The sequence below is a fragment of the Rhodopirellula sp. MGV genome, assembly GCF_002251265.1.
In the GTDB taxonomy this organism is placed as follows: Bacteria; Planctomycetota; Planctomycetia; order Pirellulales; family Pirellulaceae; genus Stieleria; species Stieleria baltica_A.
Map to the genome: position 1 here is coordinate 32453 of NZ_NPDI01000034.1, position 17898 is coordinate 50350.

A 17898-nucleotide genomic window follows, 5' to 3' on the forward strand; every position below is an offset into this window, starting at 1 on the left:
GTTGAAACCCAAGCTGAGAGGCGAGGAAAGCGGGAGGGAGGTTCGAAAACCTTTTTTAGGTGAGGCGTCGGCTGTTCACTCCACCGACTTCTTAGTTTAACGGCTTTCCGCCTGATCGCTCTGAAGTCTTTCTCTCGTCGCCTCGACTTTTGAACCAACAGACGAAGCTTGACCAGAGACGTCTGGGCATCCGTCCAGTAACCAATTCTTCAGTCAAGGTCTCTCGCTTCGCATCGAAATTATGCCAGACCGCATCTAAATAAGGCGTCGATGCGTTACTAAGTGTTTCGTAAAAACCATCCTGACGAATCGCGACCAGGGCGTCACCATAATGGGCAAAAAAATGCTCATCCAATAGGCTACCCGCCACTCTCACTGTAGAGAGCGCACCACGGGTTGAAAGCGAGAGACGGTCGATCGCAAACATCGTCATCGTTGTACTGACATCCCAAATCCCAACTCCGGTATCGTCGGCAACAGACTCCATCTGTTGCCACATTCGCGTCAGTTCGCTTTGCGGAATCAAACGGGTGGGGTCGACTTGTTGAACCTGCTGCGTGATTTCACCGATCGTGCTGATCATCGCTTCAAGACTCATCGGCGGAGCCTCGGCGGCCTTAGAAGCTCGGGCGCCGGTTTGTTGGAGCGCATCGACGAGATCAGAGACGTGATCGATACTCGAATCCTGATCAATGATCCCCTCGCGTTTCAGCTCTTCGCTCAACCGTTTGAGGTAGTGACTTGAACCGTACGCCAAGTCATTGAATACCGCCAAGACGGTTAGCGGCGACAGGTGCAAGGTCGCCGCTCCGGCTAAATCCAGCAGCCCACCGACCGCCTTTTGCGCTAGCGCCGCTTCTTCATTCTCGGCAGCCGGGACCTGGTTCTTGGTCACGCCGCCGACATCATGAATCATCATGTCGAGCGATTGACCGATGAAAGCGGAGTAGGTTTTCGAGGACCGAAATGCTGCGGGGATTAACCAACCGGCGGTCTCATGAACCAATCCGCCGACCACCGCCGAGGCACTCCGTGCGGTGCGTTCGGGCAACGTCAAACCGTACGTCAACGCATCAAATAAAGTCGAATCATCCGGCAGATCCTGCGGCGGTGGACTCGGATCCATCGAATCGGATGGCGTTTGATTAGCTCGCGCTTCGTTCATCACAGTGCTGGGCTGTTCCCAAATTCATAAAACGCGACTCGAAATGATCACGTTAGTTCGCAGAAGAGGGCACAGCTAGGACGCAGATCAGGCGCACCTGGCGTTCTGATTCCGATTCCGAACCTTGTAATTCTGCCAAGGCGACGACCTGACCGTGCGCAACCGGTTGCTCTTGGCCAGCCAGGATCGCAAAGCGAGTGTCGTCAGCCAACACAAATTGCTCGCCCGTCTCGTTGCTCTCGATATGGCCAATTAGCAAAATGCCATCGGTTTGTCGTTTCGACCACCCCACCCAAGCCCCACAAAGCGTTTCGAGTTGAAAACGAATTTCGCTTCCCGCGATGATCGTGAGCACGTCCGCAAGCTGATCTCGGTTTGCAATTCCGTCGATTTCAACCAATCGCGACACAGCTCGGAAAGCCTTCAATCCGGCAAGCTTTCCTTCACGTGTCGTCGGGTCGGCAATCGCCAACTCATGCAAACGATCCAGCGTTTGATAACAGCCGACAACAACTGGGTCGTCAGACACGGGCATCGAAGCGGCATCATCAAGCGTCGTCTCGGCACTCACTTGACGTACCTTTCCGACTTCGTGATCGGCATCTGACGGATTGATCGAACTTGCGGGAACGACGGCGTCTGGATCATCGACCGCCTTTCGATCCGCCTCCGGACTCGGAGTGACCGAAGCGTCTTGTTGCAATCGCGATGTTGACTCGGGTATCACCAACTCTGGCGCAGGCGCACCAGACTTGGCAACCATGTCGGACTCGAGATTTGAGTCATGCGATTCGCCGGTCGACGCAAGCGTTGCTTCGGGCAAACCTTGCGAGTCTTCAGCATACTCTTCAGTCGCCCGTTTCTCTTGCGTTTCGGACGGGGCGTCACTCGATGTGTTTGTCAAACGATCCGTCCCGGCACCAGACACATTCCATTCCTGGGGATCGCCAAGAGACAACTCGGCAGCAGATCCCGATTGCGGTGCGCTCGCAACGGAGTTCGCTTCGGTCGCTTCTACGGAATCAACTTCGTCGGTTGATGTAATGCTTTCGTTCGACAAACGGCCTTCGCCTAAGTTCGCGGCACCTGCATTGCCCCGCGATTCGGCTCGACGTTTTGCCAACCACGGATCGGGCTTGCTAGGCGGGAAAGCCAGATGCTTGGGTGCGAGAGAAGTCCGCTTGAACGACCCATCAAAAGGATAGAGCCCCAGGTCTAATCCGGCGAGCATTAAGATGATTCCCAGCACAGGCAACGCCAGCAAACTTGGCGCGGCGATCTTTAACCACCGGGTCGCATTTTGGCGATGCTTCCGCCACCCGCTGTAACGCTGATAGGGGCGATCGTCTTCGCCAATGGAAAACGCATGGATACCGCCAAAGTCGCCGCCAGCCGGTGAAAGGTCTTCTTCGCAATCGTCTTCGAAATCGACAAAATGATCTTCCAAGTCGTTGTCGACGGTGTCGAAGGATTCAAATTCATCCAACACCGGCAGTTCGTCTTCCGTCTCAACCTCAGGCTCTTCGACCTGCACCGGCGGGGCGATTGCCACCGGCGACGATTCTGCGGCTGGTTCTACTTCACAGGCGACGCCGGCTGTGTCGGCATCCGATGTTGGGGGCTTTCGGTCCCAAATGGAAGCGATCGCTTCAAGGTCATGACGTCGCCGCTTCACCTTTGGCTCTGGCTCCGACTCCGGGGCGCACTCTGATTCCGAAGCAGCCTCTTGCGAAAGCGATTCGTCCAAGTCGCTCACACTCGACTCTTGGCAAAGTGCGTCCAACTCGCGTTCGACCTTCTTCACCCAAGGCGACAGGCTTTCATCCGACGCCACTGAATCGGAAGAGGTTAGACCAGAGTTCGCGAACATCGGTGTCGCGCAAACTCGCACGGCGCGCGGTGCCGAATCCGTTTCCTGGGTCTCGCAAGAGATTGCATCCGCCTCCGGCTCCGCATCAAGCGGATTGCCATCCTGATCGAGCACCTGGGCGATCGGCGGGAGCTTTGAAAACCAGTGCTCGATTGCCGTGACTTCGTCACACCAAGGGCATCGAACTGAACGGGCCGCGGGCACCTTCGTGGAGGCCACACGGACGACTTCGTGACAGCTAGGGCAAGCAGTTATATCCATTGATCACCACAAGAAGAGCAAGTCCAACCGAGAGTCTACCTCGATCTCCCCCACTTGATACCTAGGGCATGCCTTAAAATATCATCAGGCGGGTGGTGCTTTCCGGTCCTTCGGGACAAGCACTGGATTTTCCTCGATTGGGCATCATTGCTCAACCACAGTTCAAATACTTCTAGGTCTGACGGCAGAAAAGAATCGCACGCCGCTAAGCCGCATTGCCCATCGCTAAACCGCAATTGCGGAGCCACGACGAACGTAGCGATGTGCGATCAATTCAACCTCGCGGGTCTTGGGTGCTATCGATTTGACGCATCCAATCGGCAAAGGACAAACGCAGCCGATCCCTTTTTTTATCGATTGCGCGGTTCAGTTTTTTATGAAGATTGGCGTTGAAGTCGTCCAGAAGCACCGAACGTATCACTTTTTCAGCCAACTCTCCCCATTGCTCGGCCACTTCACCGCCAACTTTGCTGACCCGGTCGACGTCCAGTGACATCAGCGTTAGCTCGGCCGATTGGACCGAAGGATCGATCACGATGGCTGGCGGCAATTCGGCGTAGTCGGGAAAGGCGTTGAGCAACCCTTTCAGCCGCAGGCCGACCTTCATCTTGCCAGTTATCTCGACGCTGTAGAACTTCACACCTCGATTCCAACGCTCGATACGCGCTTTAAAGTCCAGCGGGGTAATGAGCTCGCAATCGATATCCCAACCGTTTGGCATCGATTCCGTCGAGTGGACCTGTGCTACCACCGGTGGAGGCTGGGCGGGGTCACCGGGGAAAGAGACCTGATATTTGGTTTGCAGCCCGTGTTTGACTTCTTTCCACCGCCGGTGCGTCTTTAACTTGAGCCCTTCGCGATCGATATCGATGCCGGCCCAAACTTTCTTGGTGTCGCCCCAATGCTTGTCGCCGTCATAAGTCCGGGGACACAGCTCTAACCCGGCATCTACGAGTTCTTGCACGGTCCGGCGAGCCTGATCCGGAGAGATCATCAGCTCGCCACTGTTGGCAAAAGCATGCTTCGGTTCGACGAGCCAAGTTGCTGCTGACACACCGGCGGCGATCGACAGCAGCGTGCGAAGCATCATGCGACGATCTGAATCGCCGCCTTTTGAATCACGCGACAAGGACGAACGAATGTCATCCTTGCGAATCGAATCCGTTCTTGAAAACAGAAACGGAATCGCCGACCGCGCTACCGATAGACCACAGCAAAGTAGACCCCGTCCGGTCCGGTCGCCATCGCTGCTCCAGCAATCGTCATGTTCGGATCGCTCGTGTAGCACGCATATACTCCGTTTGGCGAAAATGAACTCGACCAGCCTACGCCTTCATAACGTCCCGGCGAAAACGATCCCGGCGGATGCCCCTTGCGACCACTACTCGCCATGATTTGGGCACGACGCTCGGCAACCGCTTGCAGCGCCGGATCAGGCCGTAACGCTCGCAATCCTTTCCTTTGCCGTTGTTGATTCAAGACCGACAAGACATTTTGGATCCCACCCTTGGCCCGCAGCGGTAACGATGTCCCGGAAACGCCTTTCTTAAGAACTATCGAATTTGCTTGCGGAATACCCGACACGTCCGTTGGGTTTGCTGTCGACACCGCCCGCTGGTGCCAACGTTGACACCGCTGGCACCAATATGTCTCCTCGGAAGAATCGACCGAGCGATTCTGCACTGACGATGACTCTACCGTTGGTGTTTTCGCGGGGGCGCTTGGCATCGTGATCGTCATCAACAAACACGCCGCTGCAAAAAGCTTAAAGGAACGGCCCGTTCGGATTGCTCGCCCAGGCTGTTTGTCACAATCGGGCCGTTTATCACCTTTAGAATCGGCCACAACCTGTCGGGGAACTGCGTTAGCGTCGCTGGGATTCATGTTTTCGGTCACGACACTTTGCAAAACCAATCCAAAATCAAAACCCGTCACGTTAGAACTCCGTTATCGAGATCAAAAACGGAAACCTTCACAGTGCGACACCGAATTGCTCAGCTGCCCGCACCGGCGTTTCCCAGCAAGCTTCCACCAACGAAGCTTGCCAACCTGGGCCGCAAAGGATCCCGATCACGACGATCCACGGAAGGGGGCAAGCTGGGAAGTTTGCAAAAGAGTTGACGGCGATTCGACTTGGCACGCCAGAAGTCGTGCGAGCACAATCGCTTCGGTCTCGGTGTCGGCCCACAAGAAAGTTTTGGCCAAAAACCAAACTAGCTAAACTGGAGCAAACAGGCAGTTCACAAAACTCCAGTTCACGCGAACTTCTGACGCCGCATCGACGCTATACGTCGTCGCCAGTCAGAAAGACCGCCCGATACGTCCACTGAAAAGTCCCCGCCGAATCCAATGACTGGTCGGGCGCTAGTGAAGTCATTCCATCGCGATTCGCCGACACAGTCTTTCCTTGTGGAAGCAGACTCCAAGCCGTTGCCGTGGCTTTGGTGTCACCGTCGGTTGATCCGTCTGCTGCCATTCGTCGATACGTCGACAACAATTTTTCAGGAGCGACCTTGGTTCGGCAGGCCCATTCGAATTGATAACCGGACTCAATGGGCTCGACGCTCAGACTCCAGTGACTTGTCCCGGCACAGCCGACCCCAAGTGCGACGTCGTGATCATTGATCTCCTCGACCGACAGTTGCTGAATTGGCGGGGACAGTGGCCACGCCGCTTCATCGAGGTCGTTGTAGGACTGCAGAATGTCGTTTCCGGCAACCAATTGATGCACGAAACACAGACCATCCCAGTTGAATTCCAGATAGTGTTTTCCGTCGGGATGGTTCAGTCGAACCGGTCGGACTTGATGATTCACTCGATTGCTTCCAAGCTTTACGCGAGACTTGCGGGAGAGTTGTTTCCCAGCTGGGTGAATCGCCGAAGCAATTGCAGCCCGTTGGTTTGACTTTTTTCGGGGTGGAATTGGGTTGCGAATAAGTTGCCTTTGGCGACCATCGCACAGAACTCGATCCCGTAATCACAGGTCAGCGCGACCACTGCCGGATCGGCGGGCCGCACATAATACGAGTGGACGAAGTAAAAGTGTGTCGACTCGGCGAGATCATCCAATAACACGTCATCGAGCAAGCCGCAGGAGGCTTGTTTCTTGACGGTATTCCATCCCATGTGTGGAACTTTGAATTGGTCGGGCAACTCGAATCGAACCACATCGCCGGTCAGGATACCGAGGCCCTTGTGCGTGCCGTGCTCGAAACCCTCTTCGAACAGCAATTGCAATCCCAGGCAGATCCCTAGAAAGGGACGCCCGGTCTGGCAAAAATCTTGGATCGGGGCGGCCAAATCTCGGCGGTTGATTTCGGCCATCGCGTCTCCAAAGGCGCCGACCCCAGGCAAAACCAATTGTTCTGCGTTAGCGATTTCGTTCGGATCCGACGAAATTTTCGCTTCGCCGCCGACGCGCTGAATCGCTTTTTGAACGCTCCGGAGATTTCCCATTTGGTAGTCAACGATGGTGATCATGGCAAAATCGACGTTCGAGGAGCGGATACGGACCGGGCAGTTGTGACGGACGATACAGGTTGCGAGACACGGTAATACGGATCACGTTCGCCGCCCAGGGTGGCGGGTGAGGCAAAACCAAGCTTCCGACAAGCGATTGCTGCTGAAAGCGACAGTTCGGGCCGCGATTGCCCGGTCTCGACACAAATGCCCGGTCTCGACACAAAAAATGTCACTGAAACCCTTCCTGGGGCGGGGCCAAGGTGTACGGCAAGGTGGACGGAACGGGCTGTCTGATTTACGATCCGCAGCCAAAGAATGATGCAGAAGAAGAAGAGAGTCGAAAAAACACTATGTCTGATTCATTATTGCCGCTCGATCGCCTGATGAAGACGCTCGCCGAGCGTGCCGAAACGCGGCCAGCAGGTTCCTACACCACCAAATTGATGGACGGTGGGACCGCAAAAATCGGTAAGAAGATTATGGAAGAAGCCGCCGAACTGATCGAGGCGGCAGACGAACCTGGTGACGAAGGACGCAATCATCTGATTTACGAGGCCGGTGACTTGATTTACCACACCCTCGTCTTGCTGGCCTATCGAGGGGTCGACCTTGAAGAAGTCGCGTCCGAATTGGCGCGACGCGAAGGAACCTCAGGGCTGGTTGAAAAAGCAAACCGCAACGCGCCGCAATAACGCCGGACGCGAGCATCCAATCGAACGGAAAAACACACCGATGGGACTACTCAACAACAATCTTCGGGTCGGCATCCCCAGCAAAGGCCGACTGAGCGAGCTTTCTGGCGAACTGTTGCTGCAGGCCGGATTGAATTTTCGGCGTCAAAACCGTGGCTTGTTTGCCAAGGTAAAAGGGCTGCCGATCGACATGATTTTTCTACGCACCGATGATATCCCGACTTTGGTTGCCGAAGGCGCGATCGACATGGGAATCACCGGCAGCGACTTGGTCGAAGAAGCAAACGCCAACGTGACCACCCGCATGCGTCTAGGCGTCGGACGGTGTCGTCTGGCGATTTGTATTCCCGAAGACAGCGACATCCGTTCGGCCAACGAATTGGACGGAAAACGAATCGCCACCAGTTTCCCCTCGATCACCAAAGCCTATTTGGGGCAACACAACGCGCTCGCGCACATGGTGTCTCTCTCGGGAAGCGTCGAGGTGATGATCAGTCTTGGCGTCGCCGACGCGATCGTTGACCTGGTCGAAACCGGCAGCACGCTCGCTGCCAACCGATTGCGAGTCCTGGAGGAAATCGGGTCCTACGAGACGGTCTTGATTCAAAACGACCGTTGCCGTGATTTGGAAATGGCCGACCGCGTCGTTCGTCGCCTCGAAGGCGTGGTGATCGCCCGCGACTTTGCACTGCTCGAGTACAACGTTCCATTGGCGAAACTTGAGCAGGCAGAAAAAATCACCCCTGGTTTTAACTCCCCCACCATCGGCACTCTGGAAGATCAATCGCTGCGTAGCGTCCGTGCGATGGTTCGACGCGATGAGATCATTGACGTGATGGAAAAGCTCGAGCGTTTGGGAGCGACTGCGATCTTCCAAACCACGATTTCAAACTGCCGACTGTAAACCCGACCAAAGAATCTACAAAATGCCCGAAGACTATCCGATCGAAATCGACGTCCAATCCGTACAGGGTTTACAGCAAGCGGGGGAGGACTTCTTACTGCTTGATGTCCGCCAACCAGAGGAATATCAGACGGCGAAGATCGCTGGTAGTGTGTTGATCCCGATGGGTGAGATCCTTGACCGCTTAGAAGAATTAGAAGCGCATAAAGACTCGCGCATCGTGGTCCATTGCCACCATGGCGGTCGGAGCATGCAGGTCACCAATGCGTTGCGAAACAGGGGGTTCGCGGGCTCGCAAAATATGGCCGGCGGGATCGATGCCTGGAGCCTTCAGATCGATCCGGAAGTTCCTCGATACTAGTCATTCCAGCCGGGTGACCGCCTTTTTGGTGGGTCAACTGGAAATGACTGCCTGATGGTGGACTGGGTCAGCCTCCCCCTGACTTGTCAAACTTATCCACTTTTCGGCTAGGGTTCTTCAGCAAAGAGTCGCAGCGACCGGGTCGCAGCGGTACGATTGTAGACGTGCCCGAAGTGTTTGGAGGAACAGCATGTTCACCCAAGGGAATGATTCTGAGTCTGTGCCGCCGGAACAAACGTTTCCGCGACAAAGTCACCATCAACACTCCGACATGAAGCGAGATTCCGAAGTGCAGGACAGTGGTGACGGTCATCAAACATCGCTCGCAACGAGCGACACGACCGACAATGGGGCATCAACACGCGAATCCCTGCTCGACAAAATCGAGCTCGTTCGTGAAAAGCTCCAAGGCGTGATTCGCGGAAAAGCAGACGTCATTGATTCTGTCTTAACCTGCATCCTGGCCGAGGGATCGGTGTTGCTGGAGGACGTTCCTGGTGTTGGCAAAACCACACTGGCGAAATCGATCGCATCGCTGATCGACTTGGACTTCCAACGAATCCAATGCACACCTGACTTGTTGCCATCGGACATCCTCGGCAGCTCGATCTTCCAACCGACAAGCGGTGAATTTCATTTCCGCCGCGGGCCGATTTTTTGCAACCTGTTGATCGCAGACGAAATCAACCGTGCATCTCCGCGGACCCAAAGCGCCTTGCTGGAAGCGATGGCGGAGTCCCAGGTCACGATCGATTCGTCCCAGCACCGACTGGAACGCCCTTTCATCGTCATCGCGACTCAGAACCCGAGCGGTTTCGAAGGCACTTATCCGCTTCCGGAATCACAACTGGACCGTTTTCTGTTCCGGCTTTCGATGGACTATCCGGACATCGAAAGCGAAGTCGAACTGTTGCTTGATCAAGCAGCCAGCGATCCTTCTGGTGATTTGACACCGGTAATGCACCGAGACGAATTGGCTAGCCTGCAACGCCACGTGCGCGAGATCAGCGTCGACCCCAAAGTCGCTCGGTATCTGGTCGAAGTCGTCAACGCGACTCGCCAAGACAGCCGACTGCGGGTCGGATGCAGCCCACGCGGTTCCAAGATGCTGCTGCGGGCCGCTCAAGCTCGCGCGGTACTTGACCGTCGCGACTATGTGCTACCGGACGACATCCAAGCGGTTGCCGTCGCAGTGCTGGCACACCGCATCTCTCTGCGTTCGGTGTCCGGCTCCTGGAATGATGCGGCCGCCGTGATCGATGAATTGCTGCGTCAAACCGAGGTGATTGTGTGAGCGTCGACGCCACGGGTGAATCATCAGACCGAACAGGAACCTCGGTCGGTTATTCAGGTCCAAGGACGACGCTTTCCGAACGCATCGGACAAGATCTCAACGACGCCGACTTTCGCTATCAGCTCCGCCAATCGGTGCGCAATACGGTTTATTGGCTAGCCGCCCCGTTTCGTGGCTACATGGCGCTTCGCGGTAGCATGACCTATGCGTCGGTGTTTGCGCTCTTGGGCGTGTTCATGACGCTGAATGTCATCTGGGGTTTCCCCTGGAGCGGCATGATGGGAGCGTTCTTCGCGATCCTGTTTGTCGGATTTGGGATCAATCGGATCATGCGTCCGGTCCTCCGCTTGAACGTCACGCTGCCGCGCGTCGCAATCGCGGGAGAACCGTTTTCGTTGAGCGTTCGGTTAACGAACTCACGAGTGCTGCCCGCGATTAACTTGCGAGTCGGCTTTCAGCGTGAAGGCTTGTCCTTCATCAGCCGCTCGGCCCTGTTGCAGCACTGGGATGCGTCGCCACCGGTATCCGTCCAGATCCTCCGTAGCGGGGAACAAATGCAGTGGCACGGCTCCATGCGATTCGACACTCGCGGCGTCCACGATCTGCCACCGTTTCATCTCGCCTCGACGTTCCCGTTTCACCTGTTCTACGCCCGCAACAAGATCGAATGTGAGACGAAGATCGCCATCACGCCGGTTCCGGCCAACCCAAACGACGACCCGACGTCGCGAATGATGTTGGCAGAGATCGGTGACTGGACCCAACAACTGGTCGCCGGAGCGCCGGTCGAATACATCGGAAATCGCGAGTATCAAGTTGGCGTCCCAGTCCGTCGCTGGGACTTCGCATCCTGGGCAAGGCTCGGACGACCGATCGTACGCGAATATCAATCGCCATCGATCCAAGCAATCACGCTGATCGTCGACACCTCGCAGCGTGCCGCCGCTAAACCGCAGGCCGCTCGCGAAAACGCCGTGATGACGGATGAGCAGCGACGTTTCGAGCGGCTGATGTCGATCGCCACGACCGCGATTAACGAGATTAGTAACCGCCGAGTCCAACTGACGTTGCATGTCACGAATCAGCCGGACCAAGACGCCTACCAGAACATCCAAACGGCGAACGAGACGTCGGATTCGATGTTGATTCGCTTGGCGGCTGCGAAACCGACACCGCCCGCGGCAGCCCAGGCCGAAATCGTCGAAACGCTCGAAGCTTGCCGCCGGCGTCCCGTCCTGATTCTGTCGCTGATCGAACTCGACGATCCGGAGCGACAAGAGCTCGCCGAACAACTACCTTCTTCGGCAAAGTACCTGCTGATTGAAGACCAACCGTCAACCTCGTCCAACCCAACCAAGAAATCGCACTCAGCTGATCGGAGACTGGATTGATGGCTGCCAAACCAATCCACCGACGACGTGAAATGATCTCGGCCGACGAGATAAAACCACAACGCTGGCGGATGTGGATCCTGCCGACGCTGCTCTTTGTGCAATCTGCTTTCGTCGGATCGGCATTCGGGACGTTTTCGTTCACGATGATGATCTACAGCAGCGCAGCCATCCTGGTCGCGGCGACGGTTCATTTCATGGGCGGCTATGATGCGTTAACCCGTGAACTGGTTCTTCCGTCGAACAGGAATTCTCATCAGCAAAACGATCGCTCATCCAAAACGACAGCGCCACGGCAGCTTTCCAAGTCCGAAGCGATGCATCAACGTCGCACGCGGCTTCGTGTCATCCGCAAGTTTGTCGCGCCGATCCTGATCTTGCTGATGACCGCCCTGGGCGTGCTTCCCCGTATCGACTCGCACATGGCCGGGAGCATGAACTTTGTTGCGTTGTTCGTCGACTCGTTGGCTCACGGCACGCTTTTCGTTTCAATTGTGCTCTGGGTCTTGTTTCCCTACCAAGGGCATCCCGCGATGTTGGCCTGTGGACTGATCGCCGTTTTGATGGCGATCAGCGGGGGCGGTGTGAGTCATACGATTAACGGTCAACTTGTCGCCGCACTGACGACTCTGGTTGGATACGTGATCGGTGCCGACCACATTTTGGGACGGTGGCAGCTTTACAAGGCGATCCGGCGACGACACAAACTGTTCACCCGACGTCTGAAATCTCGCGAACAGCGGTTTGTCGGGGGCCTGAATGCCAAAGCCAAGGATCCGCTACCGAACTCCAGCGTCTCTCTAAAGGCCGCCGACACACGTGGCCCGCTGTTGTTTTACGTGTTGGCGTTTTCGTTGCTGCTAATGTCGACGACCGCGGCGGGACACTTCGCCAACCAAATGGTTCCTGGTCTTCGTGTCGATTTGCTAGACCGTCTCAGTGATTCACTCGAGAAAGTTGCCGGCGGAACGATGATCGGAAGCTCTCGATACGTCCGCGGAAGTCGCCTGGGGCAGATTCGAAAACACATGATGGGCGATCCCAAAGAAGTCGCCTTGCGAGCCTATGCAGATGATGAACCGGGCTACTTGCGCGGAACCATTTTTGACACCTACCGTGGCGGCGCCTGGACCCCTGTTTCAGAACGTCTGATGAGGAACACCCGCGTCGATGCCGATCAAATCCTGGCTCGCTTCGTCGATCCGGAGGCCCCCGCAGAAACTCCACTGCGAACCGGCAAAGACCTCAAAGAGCGGAATCGATTCTCCGTTCGCAAGGTCAGCGAAGACGATGTGATCGGAACAATCGAGATCCACAACGTTCCGCTAAAAGGCCAGTTCGTCTTTACCTCCCTTGCAACCGAGTGGATCGAGGCGTCCGTTTACGGTGTGCGACTGACCCACCACGATAGCGTCACGCAAGGCGTCGACACCCAAACCCCGTACGTTCTAGGTGTCGGAGCCAATACACCCCAGGAAACGCTGATCCCGATTCGGCGCGACATCATGCTGGATGTCCCAAAGTCTATTCGTCCCTTGATGACCAGGATGGCGAATAACATTTGCGACGGGCATCTCACCGCCCGGGCCAAGGCAAAGGCAATCGAGCAATACTTTCAAGCGAACTTCGAATACTCGCTGAATCGTCACGCCAGCCCTCGCGACATGGATCCCGTCGCACACTTTTTGACGACGTCGCATCCGGCTCACTGTGAATACTTCGCCTCTGCCGCGGCACTGTTGCTCCGCGCCGCAGGCGTCCCAACACGCTACGTGACCGGTTATGTGCTCTCTGAGCTCAGCGATGACAGCGCGTATTATCTCGCGCGGAACCGTGATGCACACGCTTGGGTCGAAGCCTATGACGACATCACCGAACGCTGGTTTCCGGTGGAAGCCACCGTGGGTCGGCGTTACCGCACCTTCCACGACAATGTCACCGCCGACGATACCGCAAACACCTCGTCAGACAATTATTTGAACGAGGACGACGACCGGTCTCCGCTGGCTGCGTTGCTGGGATGGATCCTTTCTTTCCGGACATCCGATTCACTGACGTTTGTTTTTCAAGCGGCACAGCTTCCTCTGTTCAGTTTGGTGGTGCTGATGCTTTGGCTCCGGCACCGTCGACGGATCTCGGCGTTTGGTGATCCGCTGGAATACGAAAGCCGCCAAATGCTGACCCGCGTCGATCGCAAGATTCGCAAGTACGCCCTGGTCAGAGCTCCCGGTGAAACGCTGCACCAATTTGCCACTCGGGTTGAGGAAGCCGCTACTCAGTCGCCCGAAACGCCACTGCTGCGTCAAGCGGCCGATTGGTACCGACAATTCGCCTCCGATCGCTACCAGGGCCGGCGTCCGGAACCTCTGGGCATCTAATTCCGAGTCCGATCGCATTCTCTGCCGAGGGGGTCGTCCCCCAGAATTCACTGGCAATTTGGCCTCAGTGCCGTCACGACCGATACCATCCTAAATCTTTGCCAGGGATCAGCCTTCGTTTAGCCGGAATTCAATCGCCAATCGGACTTTCTTACCTAATCGGCGTGCTAATTTTAAGTGGCCCAGCGTTTATCCGCCTACCAGCACGAACCATCGCCAAACCTTACCAGACCGGCACAGCTGACCGCTCGATCTGGTACCCGCACGGGGCCTGATGGTGAAAAGAATCCCAAGGAATAATTGCATGCCTTCGACCGCTGATTCCAACGAAACAATTCAGCCAGCTTCCAGCGAATTTGTCACGATCGATCGCCGTAGTCCCGGTGCTGAACGTCGCAGTGGTAACCCTGATGCGACCGATGTCGGTGCAATGACCAATCCTCGCCGCAAGAAACAACGCCGGCGTCACATCGATCCGACGACTTGCGAACGCGATTATTCCAATCCAGAAATCGAATTCATGCGAGCGATGGATGATTACAAGCGACGCAGCGGCCGTATGTTTCCAACCTGCAGCGAAGTTCTCGAAGTGATCAAAGAACTCGGCTACTACAAACTCAACGACGATCAAATCGACGCTCTCGGTTTGGACGAGTGCGACGAAGACGCACTCGAATTCGAAGAAGCTTGGGAAGAACAAGACAGCGCCGAATAAGCTGCCAACCAAAAGATTCTCGGGCGATCAGCCTGACAATCCAAAGCAAAAGCCTCCGACGATTTTAACCGTCGGAGGCTTTTTTATTTGCCTCAACGCTCGCTTACGGGAATGGCAAACGAGCGGGTGGAAATTGATGTGGGATCAGTTCCCGAACGGATCACCACCGAACGGGTCGCCGCCGCCACTCGTTCCGAACGGGTCACTGCCACCGCCGGTGCCAAAAGGATCCGCACCGCCGGTCCCAAACGGGTCGCCACCGGTACCGAAAGGATCGGTCGGGGTGGTTTCCGTTGGCATCGCCTCTTCTGGCTTTTCAGTCGATTCCGCTTCTTCCTCGACAACGGGTTCTGCATCAAGAGGGTGCAAAATTGCGGGAGCAGTGGAACCGACCGGTCGCAGACACTGGGCGACCCCTCGTCCATCGATCAAATAGAGTCGATCGGTCAGGCGATTGACCGCAAGGAATTCGGACTTGTCGATCGGCAGGACACTCATCACTTTTCCGGTCTTCGCATCGATCTCGGCGAATTGGCCACTCATCAGACGCACAAACAGCGCCCCTGGGATTCCGCCCAGGATCTTCGCAACACTCGAAGTCGGCTCGGCCCAAATCGGTTCGCCTGTTCTTTCATTGAGTGCGAACAGGTTTCCGTACGCGGAATTCAGAAAGACCGTCGACTCGAGCAGAAACGGTGTGTCATAAAACGGCTCGCCCAGCGGCTGGCTCCACAACACATCGCCCAATCGAGTCGCTCGAACGGAGTACGCCTGGCCGCCTTCGCTGGCAAAGAAGAAGCGATCGCCGCCCGCTGGTGCAGGTTTCCCATTCACATTGCCGACGGTGTCCAACCGAAACGTCACCGAGGGAGCGTTCGTGACGTCCATGAAGTAGATGTAGCCTTTATTGGTGCCCCAAGCAACGACCGGCGATGTCGGCGACTTGGCAAGCGGTTCGAGGGACAGTCCCTCCACCGTCTGCATGTAGCGAACCGTCGTGATCTTCTTGTTGAGGTCCGCCAACCGATAGCCTTCGACGCCGTTTCGGATTGTCGGCGCGAGCACAAATCCACCGGAAATCACGGTACCATACAGTGGCACATCGATCGTTCTTTTCGAATCGATCGGCTCGCCGTTGGAAGCATCGAGCAAAATGATGCTGGAACCGTTGAGAACGGTGACGAACTGGTCATCGACGCCCAATTGCCCATAATTCAGTTCCGGGTCACCCACCTGAGAGATCCAAATCGGCTTCCCCGACTCGGCATCACGACAATCGACGGTGCCGTTGGAAGCCAGGGTGTACAGGTAAACTCGGGGCGTTTCCTTGGATTCAATCTTTAGCTCGTTCTTTACCCGTCGGGTCAGAAACGTGACTTGTCGACGTGCTAGACGCTGTGCTTCTTTCTCGCCAATCGGTTGTCCGCTTTTGTCGATTTGATCGGTCGCAATGCTGAACCAGACCTTCGGATCTTGGCCTTCGGCACCCACCTCGACAACTTCAACCGATTTCCGCGGGTTGGACGTGCTGATGTAGATCTGGAAATCGGCGATCGCCGACGCACCGTTGGTGACATGCAACTGACGTCGCCACGCCTGTTCCAAGCCCAACTGGGACGCGAACGATGCCGACATCAATTCTTCAGCAGAAGTGGTCGGAACCTTGGGGCTGGCAATGGAGCTAGCCACCATTAAAGAGCAGATCACCAGGGATTTGGCGCGGTACATCATGACAGACGAATGTTCGGCGTCGGAATTAGACAAGAGAGAGAATTCTGTGGATCAGGCGTCTGGAACGAAAGATTCCACGCTGAATTCTAGTCGGTCGATAGTGCATGACCAATGAAAGCTGCCGTTTTTGCCTGCAGGAACCGCTTTACGGGCCCATCCTGAACCGTTTTTGCCTAGATTTCGCCACGGGAGCGAGTGTGAACCGCTTCCACCGGGGAGTCTCGGGGTACTACATCGACCAAAACGGGAAGTCCAGACGCTCCTGTTCGATCAGTGCCGCCCGCAGCTTGCTAAACGTGTTTGACTCCAGGTGGTTGGTTGCCTTTCCCGCCCGACCAGAATCGGGGAACAAGTATTCGCACAGCGCCCCACGTTCGGAAATGCTGATTCGGTAAACTGATTCGCTGACGGACATCCAATTCAAGAGGTCGTCGACAAATCCCCGCATCCCGAACTCACTTTGCTCGGAGGGGACAGATGAGACCAATTCGGCAATCGTCTCGACGAGTTCAGCTTTCGCCGAAGTTGCCGTCTCATCCATCAACCATCCGAAACGCGGTGACTGCGGTTGATAGCGGGCAGCCATCAATCGGACCAGCAGTCGCGACGCCCGTTTACGAAGAGTCGCCGACGTGCAGCGACGGGCCACTTGTTCAAACACCGTCGCTTGATAGGCCAGCCCCAATCGCTCCAACACGATTGCTTGTTCAATCTGGCTGAATTTCGCCCGTCTCATCGCTTCGTGGATTTGGCTGATTTGGTAACGATGCTCGTCTTGTTCGTCGACTTGGCAATCATTTCCTGGAACCTGAAAGCAAACATCCGTTGACGGTTCCAGCCATTTCTGGCAGCTCTCGATCGATTGCTTCGGCAGACCATTTCGCAATACCGCCGCGATCTTTTCGATGGTCATTCGACTAAACCGAACCGAATGCTCGTTCAGGAACCCAATCACAACTCGGTCAAATTCCTCCGTCGACAAGCCACAACCGAGTTCGATTTCCGCTTGCTGCACCTGCCAGGAGATCTGATGCACCAAACGCCCTGCCGAAACCGGGATTCCATACAAGTCGGCAAAACGCTGACCACGCAAGTTCTTAACGGCTTCGCGCAAGCACTTTTCGACGTAGGTCACAAACTTGGTCCCACGTGACGATTCGAACAACAGAATGGATCGAGCCAACACTGGGCCTAGCTGGTCGGCGTCTACTCCCGCGTCTGTGGCGATCGCATGAACCAAGGGTTGAAAATCCGTGTAGACCTGCCAAAACGAATCGACTGCCAATTCCTTGATGGCTTCGAAGGCAGAGCGTTGCTTTCGCTCGAGCTGGTCAACGCGAGGCTGAATAAACGGCAGTACTTCAGGCAAGTACTGAAACGGTTTGACACTTACCGCACCACCATCGATCTGACGGTCATCCACACGGCGGCGCAGGACACGTAAATCCAAACCGAACGAATTCTGCAAAGCGACTTCAAAGACCTCGATACGGTGCAGATGCCGTTCGAGATTGCTCCGGCGATCGCCGAAAGCATCGTTCGCGAAAAGTTCACTTCCCATGGCGGTATCCCGTTAGGCAAGCTTGATCGAGCTGAAAAGGTATCGTCTAGCATACCAGTTTGCTCGGCCGATGACCAATTTCAGGCGGATCGATCAATGCGGTTCGTTAAGAT

Annotated in this window: 15 protein-coding genes; 7 read left to right on the forward strand and 8 right to left on the reverse strand. The window is 55.8% G+C overall.

The features are described 5' to 3' along the window. Window positions 1-91: 91 nt before the first annotated feature. The 6 genes from CGZ80_RS11360 to hisH all read right to left on the reverse strand — a co-directional run bounded on the left by CGZ80_RS11360 (window position 92) and on the right by hisH (window position 6776). Window positions 92-1165, reverse strand: coding sequence for a hypothetical protein (locus CGZ80_RS11360; RefSeq protein WP_094414405.1), 1074 nt, complete (start codon window positions 1163-1165; stop codon window positions 92-94). Window positions 1166-1217: 52 nt separating this feature from the next. Further along, complete coding sequence (locus tag CGZ80_RS11365; protein WP_094414407.1) at window positions 1218-3254, reverse strand: hypothetical protein; 2037 nt, start codon at window positions 3252-3254, stop codon at window positions 1218-1220. 316 nt (window positions 3255-3570) lie between these two features. Further along, window positions 3571-4386: a hypothetical protein gene (locus CGZ80_RS11370; protein ID WP_143543876.1), complete on the reverse strand. Its 816-nt coding sequence runs from the start codon at window positions 4384-4386 to the stop codon at window positions 3571-3573. Between the two features lie 107 nt (window positions 4387-4493). Further along, window positions 4494-4904, reverse strand: coding sequence for a CAP domain-containing protein (locus CGZ80_RS11375; RefSeq protein WP_233148370.1), 411 nt, complete (start codon window positions 4902-4904; stop codon window positions 4494-4496). A gap of 676 nt (window positions 4905-5580) precedes the next feature. After that, complete coding sequence (locus CGZ80_RS11385) at window positions 5581-6111, reverse strand: hypothetical protein (RefSeq protein WP_094414413.1); 531 nt, start codon at window positions 6109-6111, stop codon at window positions 5581-5583. Window positions 6112-6128: 17 nt separating this feature from the next. Beyond that, the gene (hisH, locus tag CGZ80_RS11390) at window positions 6129-6776 is read right to left on the reverse strand and encodes an imidazole glycerol phosphate synthase subunit HisH (protein WP_094414415.1); all 648 of its coding nucleotides are present in this window, start codon (window positions 6774-6776) and stop codon (window positions 6129-6131) included. A 332-nt stretch (window positions 6777-7108) separates the two neighbouring features. On the opposite strand from hisH, the gene CGZ80_RS11395 reads away from it, so the two are divergent. The 7 genes from CGZ80_RS11395 (at window position 7109) to CGZ80_RS11425 (ending at window position 14493) form a co-directional block, all read left to right on the forward strand. Beyond that, complete coding sequence (locus tag CGZ80_RS11395; protein ID WP_094414573.1) at window positions 7109-7450, forward strand: phosphoribosyl-ATP diphosphatase; 342 nt, start codon at window positions 7109-7111, stop codon at window positions 7448-7450. A 40-nt stretch (window positions 7451-7490) separates the two neighbouring features. Beyond that, window positions 7491-8354: an ATP phosphoribosyltransferase gene (gene hisG, locus CGZ80_RS11400; RefSeq protein WP_094414575.1), complete on the forward strand. Its 864-nt coding sequence runs from the start codon at window positions 7491-7493 to the stop codon at window positions 8352-8354. A 22-nt stretch (window positions 8355-8376) separates the two neighbouring features. After that, a complete protein-coding gene (locus CGZ80_RS11405) occupies window positions 8377-8715 on the forward strand; it encodes a rhodanese-like domain-containing protein (protein ID WP_094414417.1) in 339 nt (112 codons plus the stop codon). Window positions 8716-8905: 190 nt separating this feature from the next. Continuing rightward, window positions 8906-10009, forward strand: coding sequence for an AAA family ATPase (locus CGZ80_RS11410; protein WP_233148371.1), 1104 nt, complete (start codon window positions 8906-8908; stop codon window positions 10007-10009). Continuing rightward, on the forward strand, window positions 10006-11400 hold the full coding sequence (locus tag CGZ80_RS11415) for a DUF58 domain-containing protein (RefSeq protein ID WP_094414419.1): 1395 nt from the start codon (window positions 10006-10008) through the stop codon (window positions 11398-11400). The genes CGZ80_RS11410 and CGZ80_RS11415 overlap by 4 nt, the downstream gene beginning before the upstream one ends. After that, the gene (locus CGZ80_RS11420; RefSeq protein ID WP_094414421.1) at window positions 11400-13778 is read left to right on the forward strand and encodes a transglutaminase-like domain-containing protein; all 2379 of its coding nucleotides are present in this window, start codon (window positions 11400-11402) and stop codon (window positions 13776-13778) included. Before CGZ80_RS11415 ends, CGZ80_RS11420 begins: the two co-directional genes overlap by 1 nt. Window positions 13779-14082: 304 nt before the next feature. Beyond that, window positions 14083-14493, forward strand: a complete 411-nt coding sequence (locus CGZ80_RS11425; protein WP_094414423.1) for a hypothetical protein — start codon at window positions 14083-14085, stop codon at window positions 14491-14493. A 144-nt stretch (window positions 14494-14637) separates the two neighbouring features. Here CGZ80_RS11425 and CGZ80_RS11430 read toward each other — a convergent pair whose 3' ends face one another. Together CGZ80_RS11430 and CGZ80_RS11435 are read right to left on the reverse strand one after the other, a co-directional pair. Continuing rightward, the gene (locus tag CGZ80_RS11430) at window positions 14638-16257 is read right to left on the reverse strand and encodes a PQQ-binding-like beta-propeller repeat protein (RefSeq protein ID WP_143543878.1); all 1620 of its coding nucleotides are present in this window, start codon (window positions 16255-16257) and stop codon (window positions 14638-14640) included. A 196-nt stretch (window positions 16258-16453) separates the two neighbouring features. Next, window positions 16454-17785, reverse strand: a complete 1332-nt coding sequence (locus CGZ80_RS11435) for a hypothetical protein (RefSeq protein ID WP_094414428.1) — start codon at window positions 17783-17785, stop codon at window positions 16454-16456. Window positions 17786-17898: the final 113 nt, after the last annotated feature.